At 59.6% G+C, this 15,927-nt stretch carries 16 protein-coding genes; 10 read left to right on the top strand and 6 right to left on the bottom strand.

The annotated features are described in order from the left end of the window. Nucleotides 1-6: 6 nt before the first annotated feature. The 6 genes from AC1DKH_RS11715 to AC1DKH_RS11690 are packed head-to-tail and all read left to right on the top strand — an operon-like array spanning nucleotide 7 to nucleotide 5,615. Complete coding sequence (locus AC1DKH_RS11715) at nucleotides 7-486, top strand: TadE/TadG family type IV pilus assembly protein (RefSeq protein ID WP_477798234.1); 480 nt, start codon at nucleotides 7-9, stop codon at nucleotides 484-486. Continuing rightward, entirely contained in the window at nucleotides 486-980 is a 495-nt protein-coding gene (locus tag AC1DKH_RS11710) for a TadE/TadG family type IV pilus assembly protein (RefSeq protein ID WP_477798233.1), read from the top strand. The genes AC1DKH_RS11715 and AC1DKH_RS11710 overlap by 1 nt, the downstream gene beginning before the upstream one ends. Next, the gene (locus AC1DKH_RS11705; protein ID WP_477798232.1) at nucleotides 974-2,194 is read left to right on the top strand and encodes an AAA family ATPase; all 1,221 of its coding nucleotides are present in this window, start codon (nucleotides 974-976) and stop codon (nucleotides 2,192-2,194) included. Before AC1DKH_RS11710 ends, AC1DKH_RS11705 begins: the two co-directional genes overlap by 7 nt. Before the next feature lie 3 nt (nucleotides 2,195-2,197). Further along, nucleotides 2,198-3,640, top strand: a complete 1,443-nt coding sequence (locus tag AC1DKH_RS11700) for a CpaF family protein (protein WP_477798231.1) — start codon at nucleotides 2,198-2,200, stop codon at nucleotides 3,638-3,640. Next, nucleotides 3,637-4,623 carry a type II secretion system F family protein gene (locus AC1DKH_RS11695; RefSeq protein WP_477798230.1) on the top strand — a complete coding sequence of 329 codons (987 nt, stop codon included), beginning with the start codon at nucleotides 3,637-3,639 and terminating at the stop codon, nucleotides 4,621-4,623. The genes AC1DKH_RS11700 and AC1DKH_RS11695 overlap by 4 nt, the downstream gene beginning before the upstream one ends. A 29-nt stretch (nucleotides 4,624-4,652) precedes the next feature. Further along, complete coding sequence (locus AC1DKH_RS11690) at nucleotides 4,653-5,615, top strand: type II secretion system F family protein (RefSeq protein WP_477798229.1); 963 nt, start codon at nucleotides 4,653-4,655, stop codon at nucleotides 5,613-5,615. Nucleotides 5,616-5,914: 299 nt separating this feature from the next. Here AC1DKH_RS11690 and AC1DKH_RS11685 read toward each other — a convergent pair whose 3' ends face one another. From AC1DKH_RS11685 to AC1DKH_RS11665, 5 genes are all read right to left on the bottom strand, one after another. Continuing rightward, the gene (locus AC1DKH_RS11685) at nucleotides 5,915-6,190 is read right to left on the bottom strand and encodes a DUF3613 domain-containing protein (protein ID WP_477798228.1); all 276 of its coding nucleotides are present in this window, start codon (nucleotides 6,188-6,190) and stop codon (nucleotides 5,915-5,917) included. An 18-nt stretch (nucleotides 6,191-6,208) separates the two neighbouring features. Continuing rightward, nucleotides 6,209-6,922 (bottom strand): tetratricopeptide repeat protein, encoded by a 714-nt coding sequence (locus AC1DKH_RS11680; protein ID WP_477798227.1) that lies wholly within the window; start codon nucleotides 6,920-6,922, stop codon nucleotides 6,209-6,211. A gap of 119 nt (nucleotides 6,923-7,041) precedes the next feature. Further along, nucleotides 7,042-8,265 (bottom strand): type II and III secretion system protein family protein, encoded by a 1,224-nt coding sequence (locus AC1DKH_RS11675; protein ID WP_477798226.1) that lies wholly within the window; start codon nucleotides 8,263-8,265, stop codon nucleotides 7,042-7,044. Nucleotides 8,266-8,856: 591 nt separating this feature from the next. Further along, complete coding sequence (locus AC1DKH_RS11670) at nucleotides 8,857-9,264, bottom strand: PA2817 family protein (RefSeq protein WP_007991629.1); 408 nt, start codon at nucleotides 9,262-9,264, stop codon at nucleotides 8,857-8,859. Nucleotides 9,265-9,338: 74 nt separating this feature from the next. After that, nucleotides 9,339-11,786 carry an acyl-CoA dehydrogenase gene (locus AC1DKH_RS11665; protein ID WP_477798225.1) on the bottom strand — a complete coding sequence of 816 codons (2,448 nt, stop codon included), beginning with the start codon at nucleotides 11,784-11,786 and terminating at the stop codon, nucleotides 9,339-9,341. 203 nt (nucleotides 11,787-11,989) lie between these two features. Here AC1DKH_RS11665 and AC1DKH_RS11660 point away from each other — a divergent pair, with 203 nt between their 5' ends. The 4 genes from AC1DKH_RS11660 (at nucleotide 11,990) to AC1DKH_RS11645 (ending at nucleotide 15,157) form a co-directional block, all read left to right on the top strand. Continuing rightward, the gene (locus AC1DKH_RS11660) at nucleotides 11,990-12,649 is read left to right on the top strand and encodes a transglutaminase-like domain-containing protein (RefSeq protein ID WP_477764781.1); all 660 of its coding nucleotides are present in this window, start codon (nucleotides 11,990-11,992) and stop codon (nucleotides 12,647-12,649) included. A 43-nt stretch (nucleotides 12,650-12,692) separates the two neighbouring features. Continuing rightward, nucleotides 12,693-13,316: a glutathione S-transferase family protein gene (locus AC1DKH_RS11655; protein ID WP_477787796.1), complete on the top strand. Its 624-nt coding sequence runs from the start codon at nucleotides 12,693-12,695 to the stop codon at nucleotides 13,314-13,316. Between the two features lie 132 nt (nucleotides 13,317-13,448). Beyond that, nucleotides 13,449-14,381, top strand: a complete 933-nt coding sequence (locus tag AC1DKH_RS11650; RefSeq protein WP_477798224.1) for an ABC transporter ATP-binding protein — start codon at nucleotides 13,449-13,451, stop codon at nucleotides 14,379-14,381. Next, a complete protein-coding gene (locus AC1DKH_RS11645; protein WP_008054107.1) occupies nucleotides 14,378-15,157 on the top strand; it encodes an ABC transporter permease in 780 nt (259 codons plus the stop codon). Before AC1DKH_RS11650 ends, AC1DKH_RS11645 begins: the two co-directional genes overlap by 4 nt. A gap of 168 nt (nucleotides 15,158-15,325) precedes the next feature. Here the strand turns inward: AC1DKH_RS11645 and AC1DKH_RS11640 are convergent, their stop codons facing one another. Next, on the bottom strand, nucleotides 15,326-15,841 hold the full coding sequence (locus AC1DKH_RS11640; RefSeq protein WP_477798223.1) for a DUF2062 domain-containing protein: 516 nt from the start codon (nucleotides 15,839-15,841) through the stop codon (nucleotides 15,326-15,328). Nucleotides 15,842-15,927 lie beyond the last annotated feature (86 nt).

The raw sequence follows: 15,927 nt of genomic DNA, 5'->3' as shown, positions 1-15,927 counted from the left end.
GGCGTCATGAGACTTCACGGATTTAAACAGCGGCAGCGCCAGCGAGGCCTGGCCATGGTGGAATTCACCCTGGTCCTGCCGGTGTTGCTGTTGCTGATGCTGGCCTTCGGTGAGTTTGGCCGCATGCTCTATCAGTACAACATCCTGCTACAGGCCAGCCGCGATGCCGATCGTTTCGTCGCCAACCAGGCCTGGAACTCGACGCTGGGTACGATCACTCTGAGCAATACGCTACTGACCCAGACGAAAAACGTTGCGGTGTATGGCGTGCCTGCCAACACCGGGACCGCTGTGGTGTCAGGGCTGACGACCGGCAACGTGGACGTCGCAGCAGTGGGCACCGACCATGTGCGGGTCACCATCACTTACACGTTCTGCCCGGTGATTGGCGCTGGCAATTGCACCGGATCGCTTCCCGGTTTTTTTGGAAATCAGATTGCACTGAGCATTCCGCTGGTTGCCACTACCGTGATGAGGGCGCTGTGATGAACAGAAAACATATGCGCGGCACCTATACGGTGGAGTTCGCCTTCATTGGTCTGCTGATGTTCACGTTGATGTTCGGCGTGTTGGAAATGGGCCGTCTGTACTTTACGGTCAATGCGCTGGATGAAGCCGTGCGGCGTGGTACGCGCCTGGCGGCGGTGTGCAATATCAGCGATCCGGTGGTATTGCAGCGGGCGATCTTCAACGCGGCGGGCGATGCTGGTAATAGCCAGCTGATCGGCGATCTGGCCACCACCAACCTGACGCTGACCTATCTGGACGTCAATGGTGCTGTGGTGGCCAATCCTGCCGACACGAGTGGGGTCAATGGATTCCGTGCCATCCGCTACGTCCAGTTGAGCCTGCAAAACTTCGTTTTCAATTTATTCATTCCCGGGATCGGCGTGCCCATTACCTTGCCTACATTCAGGGCAACGTTGCCACGTGAAAGCCTCGGGCGTCATTCCGATTCCGGGGAGATCACGCCATGCTGAATACCAAGGACACTCCTCTCTCCAGTTCGACCGGCAAAGCCGGGCTCAGGTTGCTGATCAGCAGCCGTGATGCCACGTCGTTGCGCGACCTGCAGAGCGTCTGCCAACGCATGCCCGGCCTGGAGGTGAGTACTCGCCTGGTGAGCAATGGGCATGTCGACCCGCTCTATGGTCTGGACCGGATGCCCGATCTGCTGCTGTTGCGCGTCAGCCACCTGTGGCGTGAAGAGCTGGCGGCACTGTTGCAGCGCCCGGCCCATGAGCGTCCGCCGATGTTGGTGTGCGGGCTGCTGAGCGAACAGGAAGGCATGCGCCTGGCGATGCAGGCCGGTGCCCGTGACGTGCTGCCGGAGCCCGTCGCCGAGACGGAACTGGTCGTCGCCTTGAATCGGCTGGTCATGGAGGTTCGGACCGGCAGTGGGGCAGTAGGGAAATTGATCGCCGTGATGAACGCCAAGGGCGGTTCCGGTGGAACCTTGCTGGCCTGCAACCTGGCTCAGCAGCTCAGCATGAAGGGTGGCAGTACCCTGTTGCTGGACATGGACCTGCAATTTGGCAGCGTGACGCATTACCTGGATGTGGCGCTGGCGCACAGCCATCTGGAGGTGTTGCATCAGATCGACGGCATGGACAGCGTCGCGTTACGCGGTTTTTGCAGCCACTTCAGCCCGACCTTGCATGTGCTGGGTGGCCGGGCCGGTGAGCTGTGTCTGTCGCAGGATGCCCAACCCGAACAACTTGACACCCTGTTGCAGTTGGCCCGCGCCAGCTATGACTGGGTAGTGATCGATCTGCCGCGGCAAATCGACCACCTCACCGGCTCCGTGCTGGAACAGGTGGATCGGGTGTACGTGGTGGTGCAGCAGAGCGTCAGCCATCTGCGCGATGCCAGCTCCCTGGTGCGGATGCTTCGCGAAGACCTGGGTGTGCGTGGGGATCAACTGCAGATAGTGGTCAACCGCTATGACAAGTCGGCGGCGGTCAGCCTCAAAGATATCGGCGAAGCGCTGCGCTGCACGAACCTGTCGAAATTACCCAACGACTTCAACGTGGTCAGCCAGAGTCAGAACACTGGTGTGCCGTTGGGTCTGCATGCGCCAAAGGCGGCGATCACCGCTGCCCTGCGCAACGTGGCCGATGACCTGGTCGGCAACCAGGTGGTTGGAAAAAAAGGTGTGCTCAAACGCGCCTTCAACCGTTTTTTCGGGGGGTGACCCATGATCAGTGACTTTCGTAACCGCTTGCGCAAACAGGCCGCTAAATCCGCCTCATCGCAGGCTAACCAGCCGGGTGACGACCAGATGGATCCGGCAGAGGAAGTAATGGCGTGGGAACGTGCAACGCCGGACGTTCTTTACGAAACCAAAAGTCAGGTCACCCCGGTGGAGGCCGAGTGGCGAGAAAAAATCTACCAGCAGTTGCTCAAGGTCATGGACCTGTCCTTGCTGGACTCCCTTGAACAGGCTGAGGCTACGCGGCAGATTCGCGATATTTGCCAACGCCTGCTCGATGAACACTCGGCACCGGTGAGTACTTCCAGCCGCCAGTTGATCATCAAGCAGATCACCGACGAGGTGCTCGGCCTTGGCCCTCTGGAACCGCTGCTGGCTGACCACAGCGTGTCCGACATTCTGGTCAACGGCCATGCCTCGGTCTATGTCGAGCGCTTCGGCAAACTGCAACGCACCGATGTGCGCTTTCGCGATGATCAGCATTTGCTGAACATCATCGACCGCATCGTCTCCAGCCTGGGTCGGCGTATCGACGAGTCCTCGCCCTTGGTGGATGCCCGGCTCAAGGACGGTTCGCGGGTCAACGCGATTATCCCGCCGCTGGCCATCGACGGCCCGAGCATGTCGATCCGGCGCTTTGCGGTGGACCTGCTCAATACCGACAGCCTGATCCAGGTGGGGACGTTGACCCCGGCCATTGCCCTGCTGCTCAAGGCGATTGTCCGTGGGCGCTTGAACGTGTTGATTTCCGGCGGTACCGGCAGCGGCAAGACCACCATGCTCAATGTGCTGTCCAGTTTCATTCCGCACAACGAGCGGATCGTCACCATCGAAGATTCGGCCGAACTGCAACTGCAGCAACCCCACGTGGTGCGCCTGGAAACCCGGCCTTCGAACATCGAGGGGCGCGGCGAGGTGAGCCAGCGGGAGTTGGTGCGCAACAGCCTGCGGATGCGTCCGGACCGTATCGTGATCGGCGAAGTGCGCGGCGTCGAGGCGCTGGACATGCTGACCGCGATGAACACTGGCCACGACGGCTCGCTGACCACGATCCACGCCAACACCGCGCGCGATGCGTTGGGGCGGGTCGAGAACATGGTGTCGATGACCGGGGCGACCTTCCCGATCAAGGCCATGCGTCAGCAGATCGCTTCGGCCATCGATGTGGTGATCCAGCTGGAACGCCAGGAGGACGGCAAGCGCCGCCTGGTCAGTGTGCAGGAAATCAACGGCATGGAGGGCGAGATCATCACCATGACCGAAATCTTCTCCTTCGTGCGCCATGGCATGGGCGAAAACGGCGAAGTGCTGGGTGATTATCGGCCCAGCGGCATGATCCCCGCCTTCCGCGATGTGCTGGCCAAGCGCGGCATCGAGTTGCCGCTGACGATGTTCAGGCCTGAATGGATGGAGGCACGGCAGTCATGAACCAGGTTCCCGGTGAATTCATTCTGATGTTCCTCGGCATGGTGTTTATCGCCGTGTTCCTCCTGTCCCAGGGCGTGGCGGTGCCAGTATTCGGCGAGGCCGGCAAGATGCGCAAGCGCATCCGCGGCCGCCTGCACGTAATGGAGAAAGCCAATAATTTGCCCAACATGCAGACGGTGTTGCGGCAGAAATACCTGACGCGCTTGTCGCCCCTGGAGGCCAGGCTTGAGCAGCTGCCCTTTATGGAAGCATTGACGCAAATGATTGAGCAGTCCGGACACGAGTACCGGGCCTATCGGGTATTGCTGCTCGGGCTGGTGCTGGGTGTCTGGGCGGGAATCCTGATCTGGATGGTCTCGCCAATCTGGTGGATGGCGCTGGTGGCGGGTTTCGCGGTCTTCTGGTTACCCATACTGAAAATCTCTCGCGACCGTGGCAAGCGTTTCGCTGCGTTCGAGGAAGGCCTGCCGGATGCGCTGGATGCCATGTGCCGCGCTCTGCGCGCCGGGCACCCATTCAACGAAACCCTGCGCCTGGTGGCCGAGGAGCACAAGGGGCCGGTGGCTCAGGAGTTCGGTCTGACCTTCGCCGATATCAACTATGGCAATGATGTGCGCCGGGCCATGCTCGGCCTGCTGGAGAGGATGCCCAGCATGACGGTGATGATGCTGGTGACCTCGATCCTCATCCATCGCGAGACCGGCGGCAATCTGACCGAGGTGCTGGAGCGTCTGAGTAGCCTGATTCGCGGGCGCTTTCGCTTTCAGCGCAAGATTAAAACCTTGTCGGCTGAAGGACGCATATCGGCTTGGGTGCTGGTGGCCATTCCTTTCGTGTTGGCGGCAGCGATCCTGATCACAACTCCCACTTACTTGCCTGTGCTGATCAATGATCCCACAGGTAAAAAGCTGATCATCGGGGCTTTCGGCGCCATGCTGCTGGGGATTCTCTGGATTCGCAAAATTATCCGGATTCAGGTTTGAGTGGAATTCGTTTCGCGGAGGTGCAGGTCATGGAATATTTGCTCGGGTTGTTCAGTCAGCTGGTGGGCAACGCGCAGTTGGCACGTATGTTGTTCGTCAGTGCAATCGGTTTGAGTGCGGTGCTCGCGGCCGTCACCGTGATGTTGCTGGTGTTGGGGCTACAAGATCCGGTACAGCGTCGTTTGGCGCTTATCAAACGCGGTCATTCAGGCAATGGCGCCGGGCAGGAAGCGCCGGGTAATCTGCAATTATTGCTGGAGCGGGTCGGTCAACGCTTTGGCTCGGCTGAGGCGGCTAAGACGTCAGCCACCCAAACCCTGTTGATGCACGCCGGTTACCGCTCGCCCTCGGCGGTACAGATGTACTGGGCGGTGCGCTTGCTGTTGCCACTGATTTTGGTTGGCGTTGCGCTGTTGTTGTTGCCGATGTTCTCCGGGCTTTCTGTGAATATGTGGTTGTTGCTGGTGCCAATGACTGCTGCTGTCGGGTGGCTACTGCCCGCGATGTATGTCGGTAAGCGCAAGCAGGCCAGGCAGGGCAGCCTGCGTGCCGCCTTTCCGGATGCCCTGGACCTGATGGTGGTGTGTGTGGAGTCGGGCCTGGCATTGCCGCAGACCATCGAGCGGGTGGCAGAGGAAATGTCGGTCAGCCAGGTTGAACTGGCTGAGGAGTTGGCGCTGGTCAACGCGCAAATCCGCGCCGGTATTCCCAGTACCGAAGCGCTCAAGCAACTGGCAGTGCGCACCGGGCTGGAAGATGTGCAAGGGTTGGTCAGCCTGTTGGCGCAAAGTATCCGCTTCGGCACCAGTGTGGCCGACACCCTGCGCATCTATGCCGATGAATTCCGTGACCGGCGTACACAAGCCGCCGAAGAGATGGGGGCGAAAGTCGGTACCAAGCTGGTATTTCCGCTGATTTTCTGCCTGTGGCCGAGCTTCTTTCTGGTCGCTATTGGTCCGCCCCTGATCGGGGTAATCAGAGCATTCGGGTGAGGTCAAACGGCCTGAGGCTATCGAGTGCGATGGCCTTGCCACCCGAGCCTGATCTGCACTTGATCTACACATCTCCCGTAGGAGCTGCCGCAGGCTGCGATCTTTTGATTTTTCTGGCAGGCAATTCGTTGCCCAGGCCTTTAATTCAAAAGATCGCAGCCTGCGGCAGCTTTGGGGGTAATTCGGTAAGGATTGGATAATGCGTAGATACCGCTGCCTTTCTGCACACGACATCAAGCCCGGCTGTGCAGCCAGGCCACTCTGGTTTATGCCAGAGGCTGATTACCCATCGACAGGCCTCAGTTGCCGTTGCCGATGGTCATTTGTCCCGCCGCATCCTGGTCAAAATATTGCGGAATCGGGTAATTGAAGCTATTCAGCCAGCGCTGCATGGCCAGGTCACGTTCGGTGGCCGAAGCGGTTTGCAGTTTAGTGGAGGCAACCACACCGCGAATCTGCAGCTGCAACCACTGTTCGGTGCCTTGTTGATAAGGCGAAGAGGGGCCCGGCCCGATAGCCCAGGCAGTGGTGGACAGGCAAGCCATGCACAGGATCAACAGCCTTTTGGTATTCATCTCGACTCCTCTTGCGTTCTACTTGTTCGCACTGGTAGAGGCATCGGCTACCTCAGTCTTGCGATTGCCATCGGTAGCCACCACTTTATTGGCGGAGGCCTTGAGTTTTTCCGCGCGGGTTTGAGCCTCTACGACTTGCTTGGGGCTCAAGTCGGCGCGGGTCACGAGGTCGGCAGCCGCTTTCCAGTTATCCTGGTAGATCAGCAACGTCACCATATTGAGTGCCGCCAGTGTGTTTGCCTGCTTGAGCTCCATGGCGGTCATGAACTCAAAGCGTGCTTCAGGGATCCGGTGCTGATTGAGGTAGACGACCCCCAGGTCATTGCGCATCCTGTCGTCGGTGGGGGCCATCTGCACCGCACGCTCAAGGTGAGTGGCAGCGTTGGCGTTATCATTTCTGGCGGCGGCCAACTGGCCCAGGCCATGTTCCCCTTCAGCCGCCAGACAGGTGCCGAGCAAGCTTTCGTACAACGGCTGCGCGTCGCCGCTACGCCCCATCAAACGCAGCACCCGAGCCTTGCGCAGGCGAACCTGGACCAGGTTATCGGGTAAACCTTCCAGATTCGCCAGGCTGGCATACAAACGGCCTTCTTCGGCCATGCTGTCGGCCAGGTTCAGGGCCAGTTCTTGCTCCGAACCGGGCTTGGCACAGCTGGCCGGTCGTGAAGACAGGCCATTGCTGGCACAACCTGCGAGCATTAAGGTCGCCGCTATTGCAATGACTGCTTTCATCGAAGGTCCCCTGGCTACAACACGTTGAACACCTGGCCAATGGCAATAAGGCTGGCCCGGCAAGCGTGCAAAGTCACCGTCAGGCGTGAGGGCGAGGCCAGTCTGGTTCAGGCTCCGGTTCATTGCGAGAGCCCGCTGCGACTGTCGAAGTCGCCATTTTCCAGGAAAAACATGCGGTAGAAGTTCGGGTCGTAATTGCGCAGCTGCTCGCCAGGCAATGACGGCAGTTGTGCATTGGCCGCCAGTGGCTGGACCAGATGGGGGGTGACGATCATCAGCAGTTCGCGCTCTTCGCGGTTGATGGTGTTGTCGCGGAAAAACGCGCCCAGAATCGGGATATCGCCCAGCCCCGGAAACTTGTTCACCTGGGAATCGTTGTGGGTGCTGATCAGGCCGCTGATGACGAAGCTTTCGCCGTCGGCCAGGGAGATGCTGGTATCGGTACGGCGCACGGTCAGGGCCGGGACCACCGTGCCGGCGATGCTCACGGCGTTGGTGAAGTCCAGCTCACTGACTTCCGGCGCCACCTTCAGCGCGATACGATTTTTCCCGACGATGGTCGGCGTCAGGGTCAGGCGGATACCGAATTCCTTGTACTCGATGAACACATTGTCGCTGCCTGAACTGGGCACCGGAATCGGTATTTCACCACCGGCCAGGAAGCTCGCACTCTGCCCGCTGAGCGCTACCAGGCTTGGCCGCGCCAGGGTGTAGGCGAAACCGCTGCCTTCCAGCGCATTGAGCGCCACCAGGGTATTACCGGTAGCAAAAGTGAGGTTGAAGTTGTTGTTATTCACCGGTACCACCGGCGTGACAATGCCGCCGATGGTGGGCAGGGTTCTCGGCGAACCGAACAGGAAGTTGCCGCGAATGCCGAAAATCGACGCGGAGGCTTCCTTGAGTTTGGTCCGGCTGACTTCAACGAAGCGGATATCGGTCTGCACCTGGCTCGGCAGCAGCGGGTCGTCGGAAGGCACCGACGGCACGCTGGTCAGCGCCGACGTAGCCTTGCCCTTGACGAACACCATGCTTTGGCGCGGCGTTTTCGAACAGGCGGTCCAGACCATCAGGCTGGTGGTCCCCGGCGCAAGGCCCGTGAGTATGAACGCGCTGCTGCCGCTGGGTTGCACGTCGGCAATCTTCGGGTCACCCACCGCCAGTTGCGTTACCGGAACGGGGCTGCGCAGTTCACTCTGCAGCCCCTGACCGACCTCGTACGTTGTCGGCCAATTGTCCAGTTGCGGGCAATTGGCTGGCGCGGCCTGAGCCGCATCCACGCTGAGGCCCATCCAGAACAGGCCATGGATAATTCGCTTGAAAGCGGGCTCGGTACGAAGGCTCATTAAGTACATCCTCACTGGATAGACCGTCTTTAGGCGGACTGAGTTGTCTCGGATCACTTCACGGGGATCGGGCTATCCCCCCCAATGCGCCAGACCCGTTATCCATGGCCTTGGCGTTACTCCATGCGTGCTACACACGAGCGGGCGCAATTCGCTGATCTGGCGGGACAGCGAGCGACCTTTGCTGAAACGGTTTTTAGTGATCCGGATACCTGGACTGCCCGCCAGAGCGATACTTGCGCCTATGGGTCGACCTGGTTCCCCCGGAAAGTCATCGGCACTGAAGGTACAGAGCCGAAATGCGCCTGCCAGGATCATGGTGAGGTAACTCCTTTTGCCAATCCGCTGTCTGATCACTGAAGCTGACGTGGAAAATCAAGCCGTCATGACTTCTTATTGTTTGAAGGTAGTTCAATCAAACCAAAGTGCCATGAATTTAAAGAAAAGCATTGGTGCAAAGGCTGGAGATAGGCGGGTGGGCAGAGTCGCAGCGCAGTGCGCTTGCCTGAAGTTGACGGGGTGTGCTGAAGGCAATAAACAAAAAGGCCCGCATGCTCAAGCATGCGGGCCGTTGGCATCACTGATAGAAGATCAGTGCTTGCTGTCCTGGTTCGACAACGCCAGCAGCTGTTTTTCCTGGTTCCAGTCGAAAGGTTCGTCGTTCTGTTCGGCTTCGAAGCGGCGCTCTTCCAGTGCCTGATACAGGTCGATTTCTTCATCGGACAAGTAGTGCAGGCAATCACCGGCGAAATACCACAGCAGATCCCGTGGAATCAGGTGGGCGATTTGCGGATAACGGGAAATGACTTGAGTCAGGATGTCCTGGCCCAGGTATTGGCTTTCGATCGGATCGATCGGCAGTGACGCCAGCAATTCGTCGAAGCGCTCAAGGAACAAGGCATGGCTTTCTTCGGGAACCTGCTCGGCCTCACCTACGGCGACCAGGATGCTGCGCAGGTGGTCGAGTAAAACGAGATGATCGGCAACGATGTTGGACACGAGATAAGTCCTCAAGAGCAAAACGGGCGCGGGAGTATAAAGCGCCAGCGCCCGTTTTTACATGCTTGAAGGGATCAGCGGACTTTTCCCTTGGCCAGTGCCAAAGCCTTTTGGTCAAAGTCATCGACATCGATCACCTTGCGCCGGGCTGCTTCGGCTTCACGCAGGGTTTGGGCTTCCACCGGCTGCAACACGCCGGCCTCGAGGGCGGCATCGATCACCGACTCGCCGGCCAGCGGTTTGACCTGACCACTCTTGAGTGCCACATGCAGCTTTTTCTGCAATGGCTGTGCGGCGCTCAACAGATTGCAGGCGTGTTGCAATGCACCGACCGGATCGTCGCTCGCTTGTGGGCGATAGCAACCCAGAAGCAATTCCTCCAGGGCCGGGTCGCCCTTGGCGCGGCCAATCAATGCAGCGACTTCGGCACCGAGTTTGTCCGATGGCCCTTTGTGCCGGCGACCGAACGGGAACACGATCACCCGCAACAGGCAGCCGACGACTTTGTTCGGGAAGTTATTCAACAGCTCATCCATGGCCCGTTCCGCCTGGCCCAGGCTTTCTTCCATGGCCCAGGCCAGCAACGGCGCCATGTACTGCGGTGAGTCGAGATCGTGGTAGCGCTTGAGCGCGGCAGAGGCCAGGTAAAGGTTGCTCAGCACGTCACCCAGCCGTGCGGACAGGCGTTCGCGGCGTTTCAGTTCCCCTCCCAGCAGCATCATGCTGAGGTCGGCGAGCAGGGCGAAAGCAGCGGCCTGACGATTGAGTGCGCGGAAATAACCCTGGCTGAGCTTGTCGCCCGGGGTGTGTTCGAGGTGGCCGAAACCGAGATTGAGCACCAGTGTGCTGGCGGCGTTGCTCACGGCAAAACCGATGTGCTTGAGCAGCAGGTCATCGAATTCTCTGAGCGCCTGATCCTTGTCTTCACGGCCGGCGAGGGCCATTTCCTTGAGCACGAAGGGATGGCAGCGAATTGCGCCCTGGCCGAAGATCATCAGGTTGCGCGAGAGAATATTCGCGCCTTCGACGGTGATGAAAATCGGCACGCAGTTCCATTTGCGACCGAGGTAGTTGTTTGGCCCCATGATGATTGCCTTGCCGCCGTGCACGTCCATCGCATCGCTGAGGCAGTCGCGGCCGCGCTCGGTCAGGTGGTACTTGAGAATCGCCGACAGCACCGACGGTTTCTCGCCCAGGTCGACCGCATTGGCAGTCAGCATGCGGGCGGCGTCCATCATCCAGGTGTTGCCGCCAATGCGCGCCATGGCTTCCTGAATGCCTTCGAACGCGGCAATCGGCACATTGAACTGCTCGCGAACCTGAGCGTATTGGCCCGTCACCAGACTGGTGAACTTGGCCATGCCGGTGCCCACCGCCGGCAGGGAAATCGAACGCCCGACCGACAGGCAGTTCATCAGCATCATCCAGCCTTTGCCGAGCATCTCCTGGCCACCGATGAGGAACTCCAGCGGGATGAACACGTCCTTGCCTGAATTCGGGCCGTTCATGAATGCGGCGCCCAAGGGCAGATGCCGGCGGCCGATCTCGACGCCGGCGGTGTCGGTCGGAATCAGCGCCAGGCTGATGCCCAGGTCTTCCTTGTCGCCCAGCAGGTGATCCGGGTCGTAAGCCTTGAAGGCCAGGCCGAGGAGGGTGGCCACCGGGCCGAGGGTGATGTAGCGCTTTTCCCAGTTCAGGCGCAGGCCGAGGACTTCCTGACCCTGCCATTCACCTTTGCAGATCACTCCGGAGTCCGGCATGCCGCCGGCGTCGGAGCCGGCCAGCGGGCCGGTAAGGGCAAAGCACGGGATATCGTCGCCGCGTGCCAGGCGTGGCAGGTAATGATTGCGTTGTTCGTCGGTACCGTAATGCAGCAACAGTTCGGCCGGGCCGAGGGAGTTGGGGACCATCACGGTGGTTACGAGGTCGCCACTGTGGCTCGCCAGTTTCATCGCCACTTGCGAGTGGGCATAGGCAGAGAAGCCCTTGCCGCCAAACTCCTTGGGGATGATCAGGGCGAAAAAGCCGTTGTCCTTGATGAAGGTCCAGACTTCCGGCGGCAGGTCCATGGTTTGACCGAGCTGCCATTCATTGACCATGGTGCAGAGTGTTTCGGTCGGCCCGTCGATGAAAGCCTGTTCCTCTTCATTCAATTGCGCTTTGGGATAGGACAGCAGTTTGCTCCAGTCCGGACGGCCACTGAACAGTTCGCCGTCCCACCAGACCGTGCCGGCGTCGATGGCGTCGCGTTCGGTTTGCGACATGGGCGGCAGGGTTTTCTGGAACCAGTTGAACATCGGCGCGCTGAGCAATTTGCGGCGCAGGTCGGGCAGCAGCAAGGGCGCGGCGACGGCGGCGATCAACACCCAGTAAACCAGCAACAACCAGCCCGGCGCACGGCTGAAAGCGCCCATTGCCACGATATAGACGGCCACGATGACCAGGGCGGGCAGCGGGGCGATGCGGCGGTGGGCCAAATAAGCAATCCCGACCAGCAGAACCAGTATCCACAACAACAGCATATTCATTCCTCCGTGAAACCAGGGCGAACCAGCCCACAGAGCTTAGACGGCATCCGCAAAACAGGCAGGTCACAGCGATGTGATTGGAATCGTGGGAAAGCGTTCATCGAGCGAGCGGCAAAGCGCCCATGTTTGGCCGAAACGTCGTTATCTCTGTGCTCAAGCGCTCGCTAGACTCGGGGCTTCCCCAGGAGATTATTCTCATGCACGAGTATCTGAGTCCCGGCCGCTTCATCGATAGTGACCACCCGTCCGTGGTGGAGTTCGCCGAACAACACCGTGGCGCCAGTCGCGATCCGCTTGCGCAGGCGATCAGTCTCTATTACGCCGTGCGCGAAGCGGTGCGCTATAACCCGTACACGTTCAGTCGCGATCCGCAAACCCTGCGCGGCAGTTATGCGCTGGCGGCCGGAGAGAGTTACTGCGTACCCAAGGCCACGCTGCTGGCAGGTGCGGCGCGGCATTGCGCGATTCCCGCGCGGATCGGCCTGGCGGATGTGCGCAATCATTTGTCGACGCCACGGCTGCTTGAGTTGCTCAAGAGCGATATGTTCGCCATGCACGGCTACACCGAGTTCTATTTGCAGGATCGCTGGGTCAAGGCGACGCCAGCGTTCAACCGCAAACTCTGCGACCTGTTCAATGTGGCGCCGCTGGAATTCGACGGGATCAACGACAGCGTTTTTCATCCCTTCAACCGCGATGGCGCGAAGCTGATGGAGTACCTCGTCGATCACGGCCAGTTCGCCGACGTACCTGAAACGTTCTTTTTCGAACACCTGGAAAAATGCTATCCGCACCTGTTCGGCGAGCAACAGCAACCGCTGTTGGGCGACATGCAGAGCGATTTGAGTCGCGCCTGATCCGGCGTATGCTGCCTGCCCACTTACCGAAAAAGAGGCGGTCATGCTGAAGATCTGGGGTCGGAAAAACTCGTCGAATGTCAGAAAGCCATTGTGGGCCGCCGAAGAACTGGGACTGGCCTACGAGGCCATCGATGCCGGTGGCGCCTTTGGTGTCGTCGATACGCCCGAGTACCGCGCGATGAACCCCAACGGTCGGGTGCCGGTGATCGAAGACGATGGCTTCGTGCTGTGGGAATCCAACGCCATCGTGCGTTACCTGATGGCCTTGCATGCCGACGGCACGGCCTGGTACCCGAACAATCTTAAGGCCCGCGCCACTGCCGATAAGTGGATGGACTGGACCACTTCGAGCTTTGCCGGTCCGTTCCGCACCGTGTTCTGGGGCGTGCTGCGTACCCCGGCAGACCAGCAGGACTGGCCCGCCATCAAGGCGGCGATCAAGGAATGCGACACGCTGCTGGCGATGGCCGATCAGGCGTTGACGAACAAGCCCTACCTGTCCGGAGACGAAATCGGCATGGGCGATATTCCCCTGGGCAGTTTCATTTATGCCTGGTTCGAGATGCCGATCGAGCGTGCGCCACAGCCGCATCTGCAGGCCTGGTACGCACGGTTGAAACAGCGTCCGGCGTATCGTAAAGCCGTTATGACCGCGTTGACTTAATACTCACTATCGACACACTTGACTGTACTTGTGTGGCGGCGACAAGCACCATTGCGCTGATGCGACGTGGTTGCGATGCGCGCCGCCCGCCCTTACCTGACCTTTTTTCCCTTCTTGGTGCGTAAATCAGATATGAGTTCCGCTCTGTCCATCCGGCAGCTAACCAAAACCTACGGCAACGGTTTCCAGGCCCTGAGTGGTATCGATCTGGATGTCGCCGAAGGTGACTTTTTCGCTTTGCTCGGCCCGAACGGCGCCGGCAAATCCACGACCATCGGGATTCTCTCGACCCTGGTGAACAAGACCAGCGGCACGGTGAATATCTTCGGTCACGACCTGGACAGGAATCCTGCGCAGCTCAAGCGCTGCATCGGCGTGGTGCCTCAGGAATTCAACTTCAACCAGTTCGAAAAGACCTTCGACATCGTCGTGACCCAGGCCGGCTACTACGGCATCCCGGCGAAAATCGCCAAGGAACGCGCCGAACAGTACCTGACCCAGCTCGGCCTTTGGGACAAGAAGGACGTGCCGTCGCGTTCACTGTCCGGCGGCATGAAGCGGCGCCTGATGATCGCCCGCGCGCTGGTTCATGAACCGCGCCTGCTGATCCTCGACGAACCGACCGCCGGGGTGGACATCGAACTGCGTCGCTCGATGTGGAGCTTCCTCACCGAGCTGAACCAGAAAGGCATCACCATCATCCTCACCACCCACTACCTGGAAGAGGCTGAGCAGTTGTGCCGCAACATCGGCATCATCGACCACGGCACCATCGTCGAGAACACCAGCATGAAGCAGTTGCTGAGCCAATTGCATGTGGAAACGTTCCTGCTGGATATGAAGAACACCTTGCAAGTAGCCCCTCAGTTGCTCGGCTATCCGTCCCGACTGATCGACAGCCATACCCTGGAAGTCCAGGTGGACAAGTCCATGGGCATCACCGCGCTGTTCACCCAGTTGGCGCAACAGAACATCGAAGTGCTGAGCCTGCGTAACAAAACCAATCGCCTCGAGGAGTTGTTCGTGTCCCTGGTGGAGAAAAATCTGTCGAAGGTGGCGGTATGAGTTCCGAGCTGCGCCCCAACCTCGTTGCCCTCAACACCATCGTTTACCGTGAAGTCCGGCGTTTCACCCGGATCTGGCCGCAGACCTTGCTGCCGCCGGCCATCACCATGGTCCTGTACTTCGTGATCTTCGGTAATCTGATCGGTCGGCAAATCGGCGACATGGGTGGCTTCACTTACATGGAGTACATCGTGCCGGGGCTGATCATGATGTCGGTGATCACCAACTCCTACGGCAACGTGGTATCGAGTTTCTTCGGCAGCAAGTTCCAGCGTTCCATCGAAGAACTGATGGTCTCGCCGCTGTCGCCGCACACCATTCTGATCGGCTACACCCTGGGCGGCGTGCTGCGTGGCTTGATGGTGGGGATCATCGTGACCCTGCTGTCACTGTTCTTCACCCATTTGCAGGTGCATCACCTGGGCGTGACCATTCTGGTGGTGGTGCTGACCGCGACGATCTTCTCGCTGCTGGGCTTCATCAACGCCGTGTTTGCGCGCAACTTCGATGACATTTCGATCATTCCGACCTTCGTGCTGACGCCACTGACCTACCTGGGCGGGGTCTTCTACTCGATCACCTTGCTGCCGCCGTTCTGGCAGACCGTGTCCCTGGCCAACCCGGTGCTGCACATGGTCAACGCATTCCGTTACGGCATTCTCGGCGTGTCGGATATCCGGATCAGCGTGGCGATCGCCTTCATGCTGGTGGCGACCGTGGTGCTGTATCTCGGTAGTGCACGGTTGCTGGTCAGCGGGCGTGGGATGCGTACTTGAAGACGACCGAGTCGTCTGCATCGCGAGCAAGCTCGCTCCCACACTCGATCCATGTCGCAAAGTAGATCCCCTGTGGGAGCGAGCTTGCTCCGGGCGGCGTTCCGACGATGGCGTCAGCCCAGACACCGCAAAAAAAACGGCCTCCCAAGTGGAGGCCGTTTTGCATTCTCACATCCGGCTCTTCTTGCGCCGCTTCCATTGCCGGGCCACCCACCAGCGCCAATACATCATTACCAGGAAGTAGGCCAGTGCCCCGAGTACCAGCCCGGTTACCACCGAACCCAGCAGAAACGGTTGCCACAAGGTCGAGATTTCGCCGCTGATCCATTCCCAGGTCAGCGAGTCCGGCAACTGCCGGGCGGGGACGTCCATCAGCCAGGCGCCGGTCTGGTAGGTGCAAAAGAACACGGCGGGCATGGTGATCGGGTTGGTCAGCCAGACCAGGCTCACGGCAATCGGCATGTTGCCGCGCACGATGATGGCGAGGATGGCCGCCAGCAGCATCTGCAGCGGGATCGGCAGGAACGCGGCGAACAGGCCCACGGCCATGGCGCGGGCAACGGAGTGGCGGTTGAGGTGCCAGAGGTTCGGGTCATGCAACAGCGTGCCGAGAAAGCGTAAGGACTTGTGTTCCCTGATGCTCATCGGGTCTGGCATGTAACGTTTGAATAAGCGCCGGGGCATAAGGCTTCTCGGTCGGTCAGGGTGGCAAGTATGTCTGGATTCTATGAACTGCCCATTCAGACTTTGTGACAATTATTGACGATGCC

The sequence above is a fragment of the Pseudomonas sp. 05L36 genome, assembly GCF_056398125.1.
The sequence above is the reverse complement of the archived record's forward strand: the minus strand, read 5'-3'. Positions and strand labels throughout refer to the sequence as shown.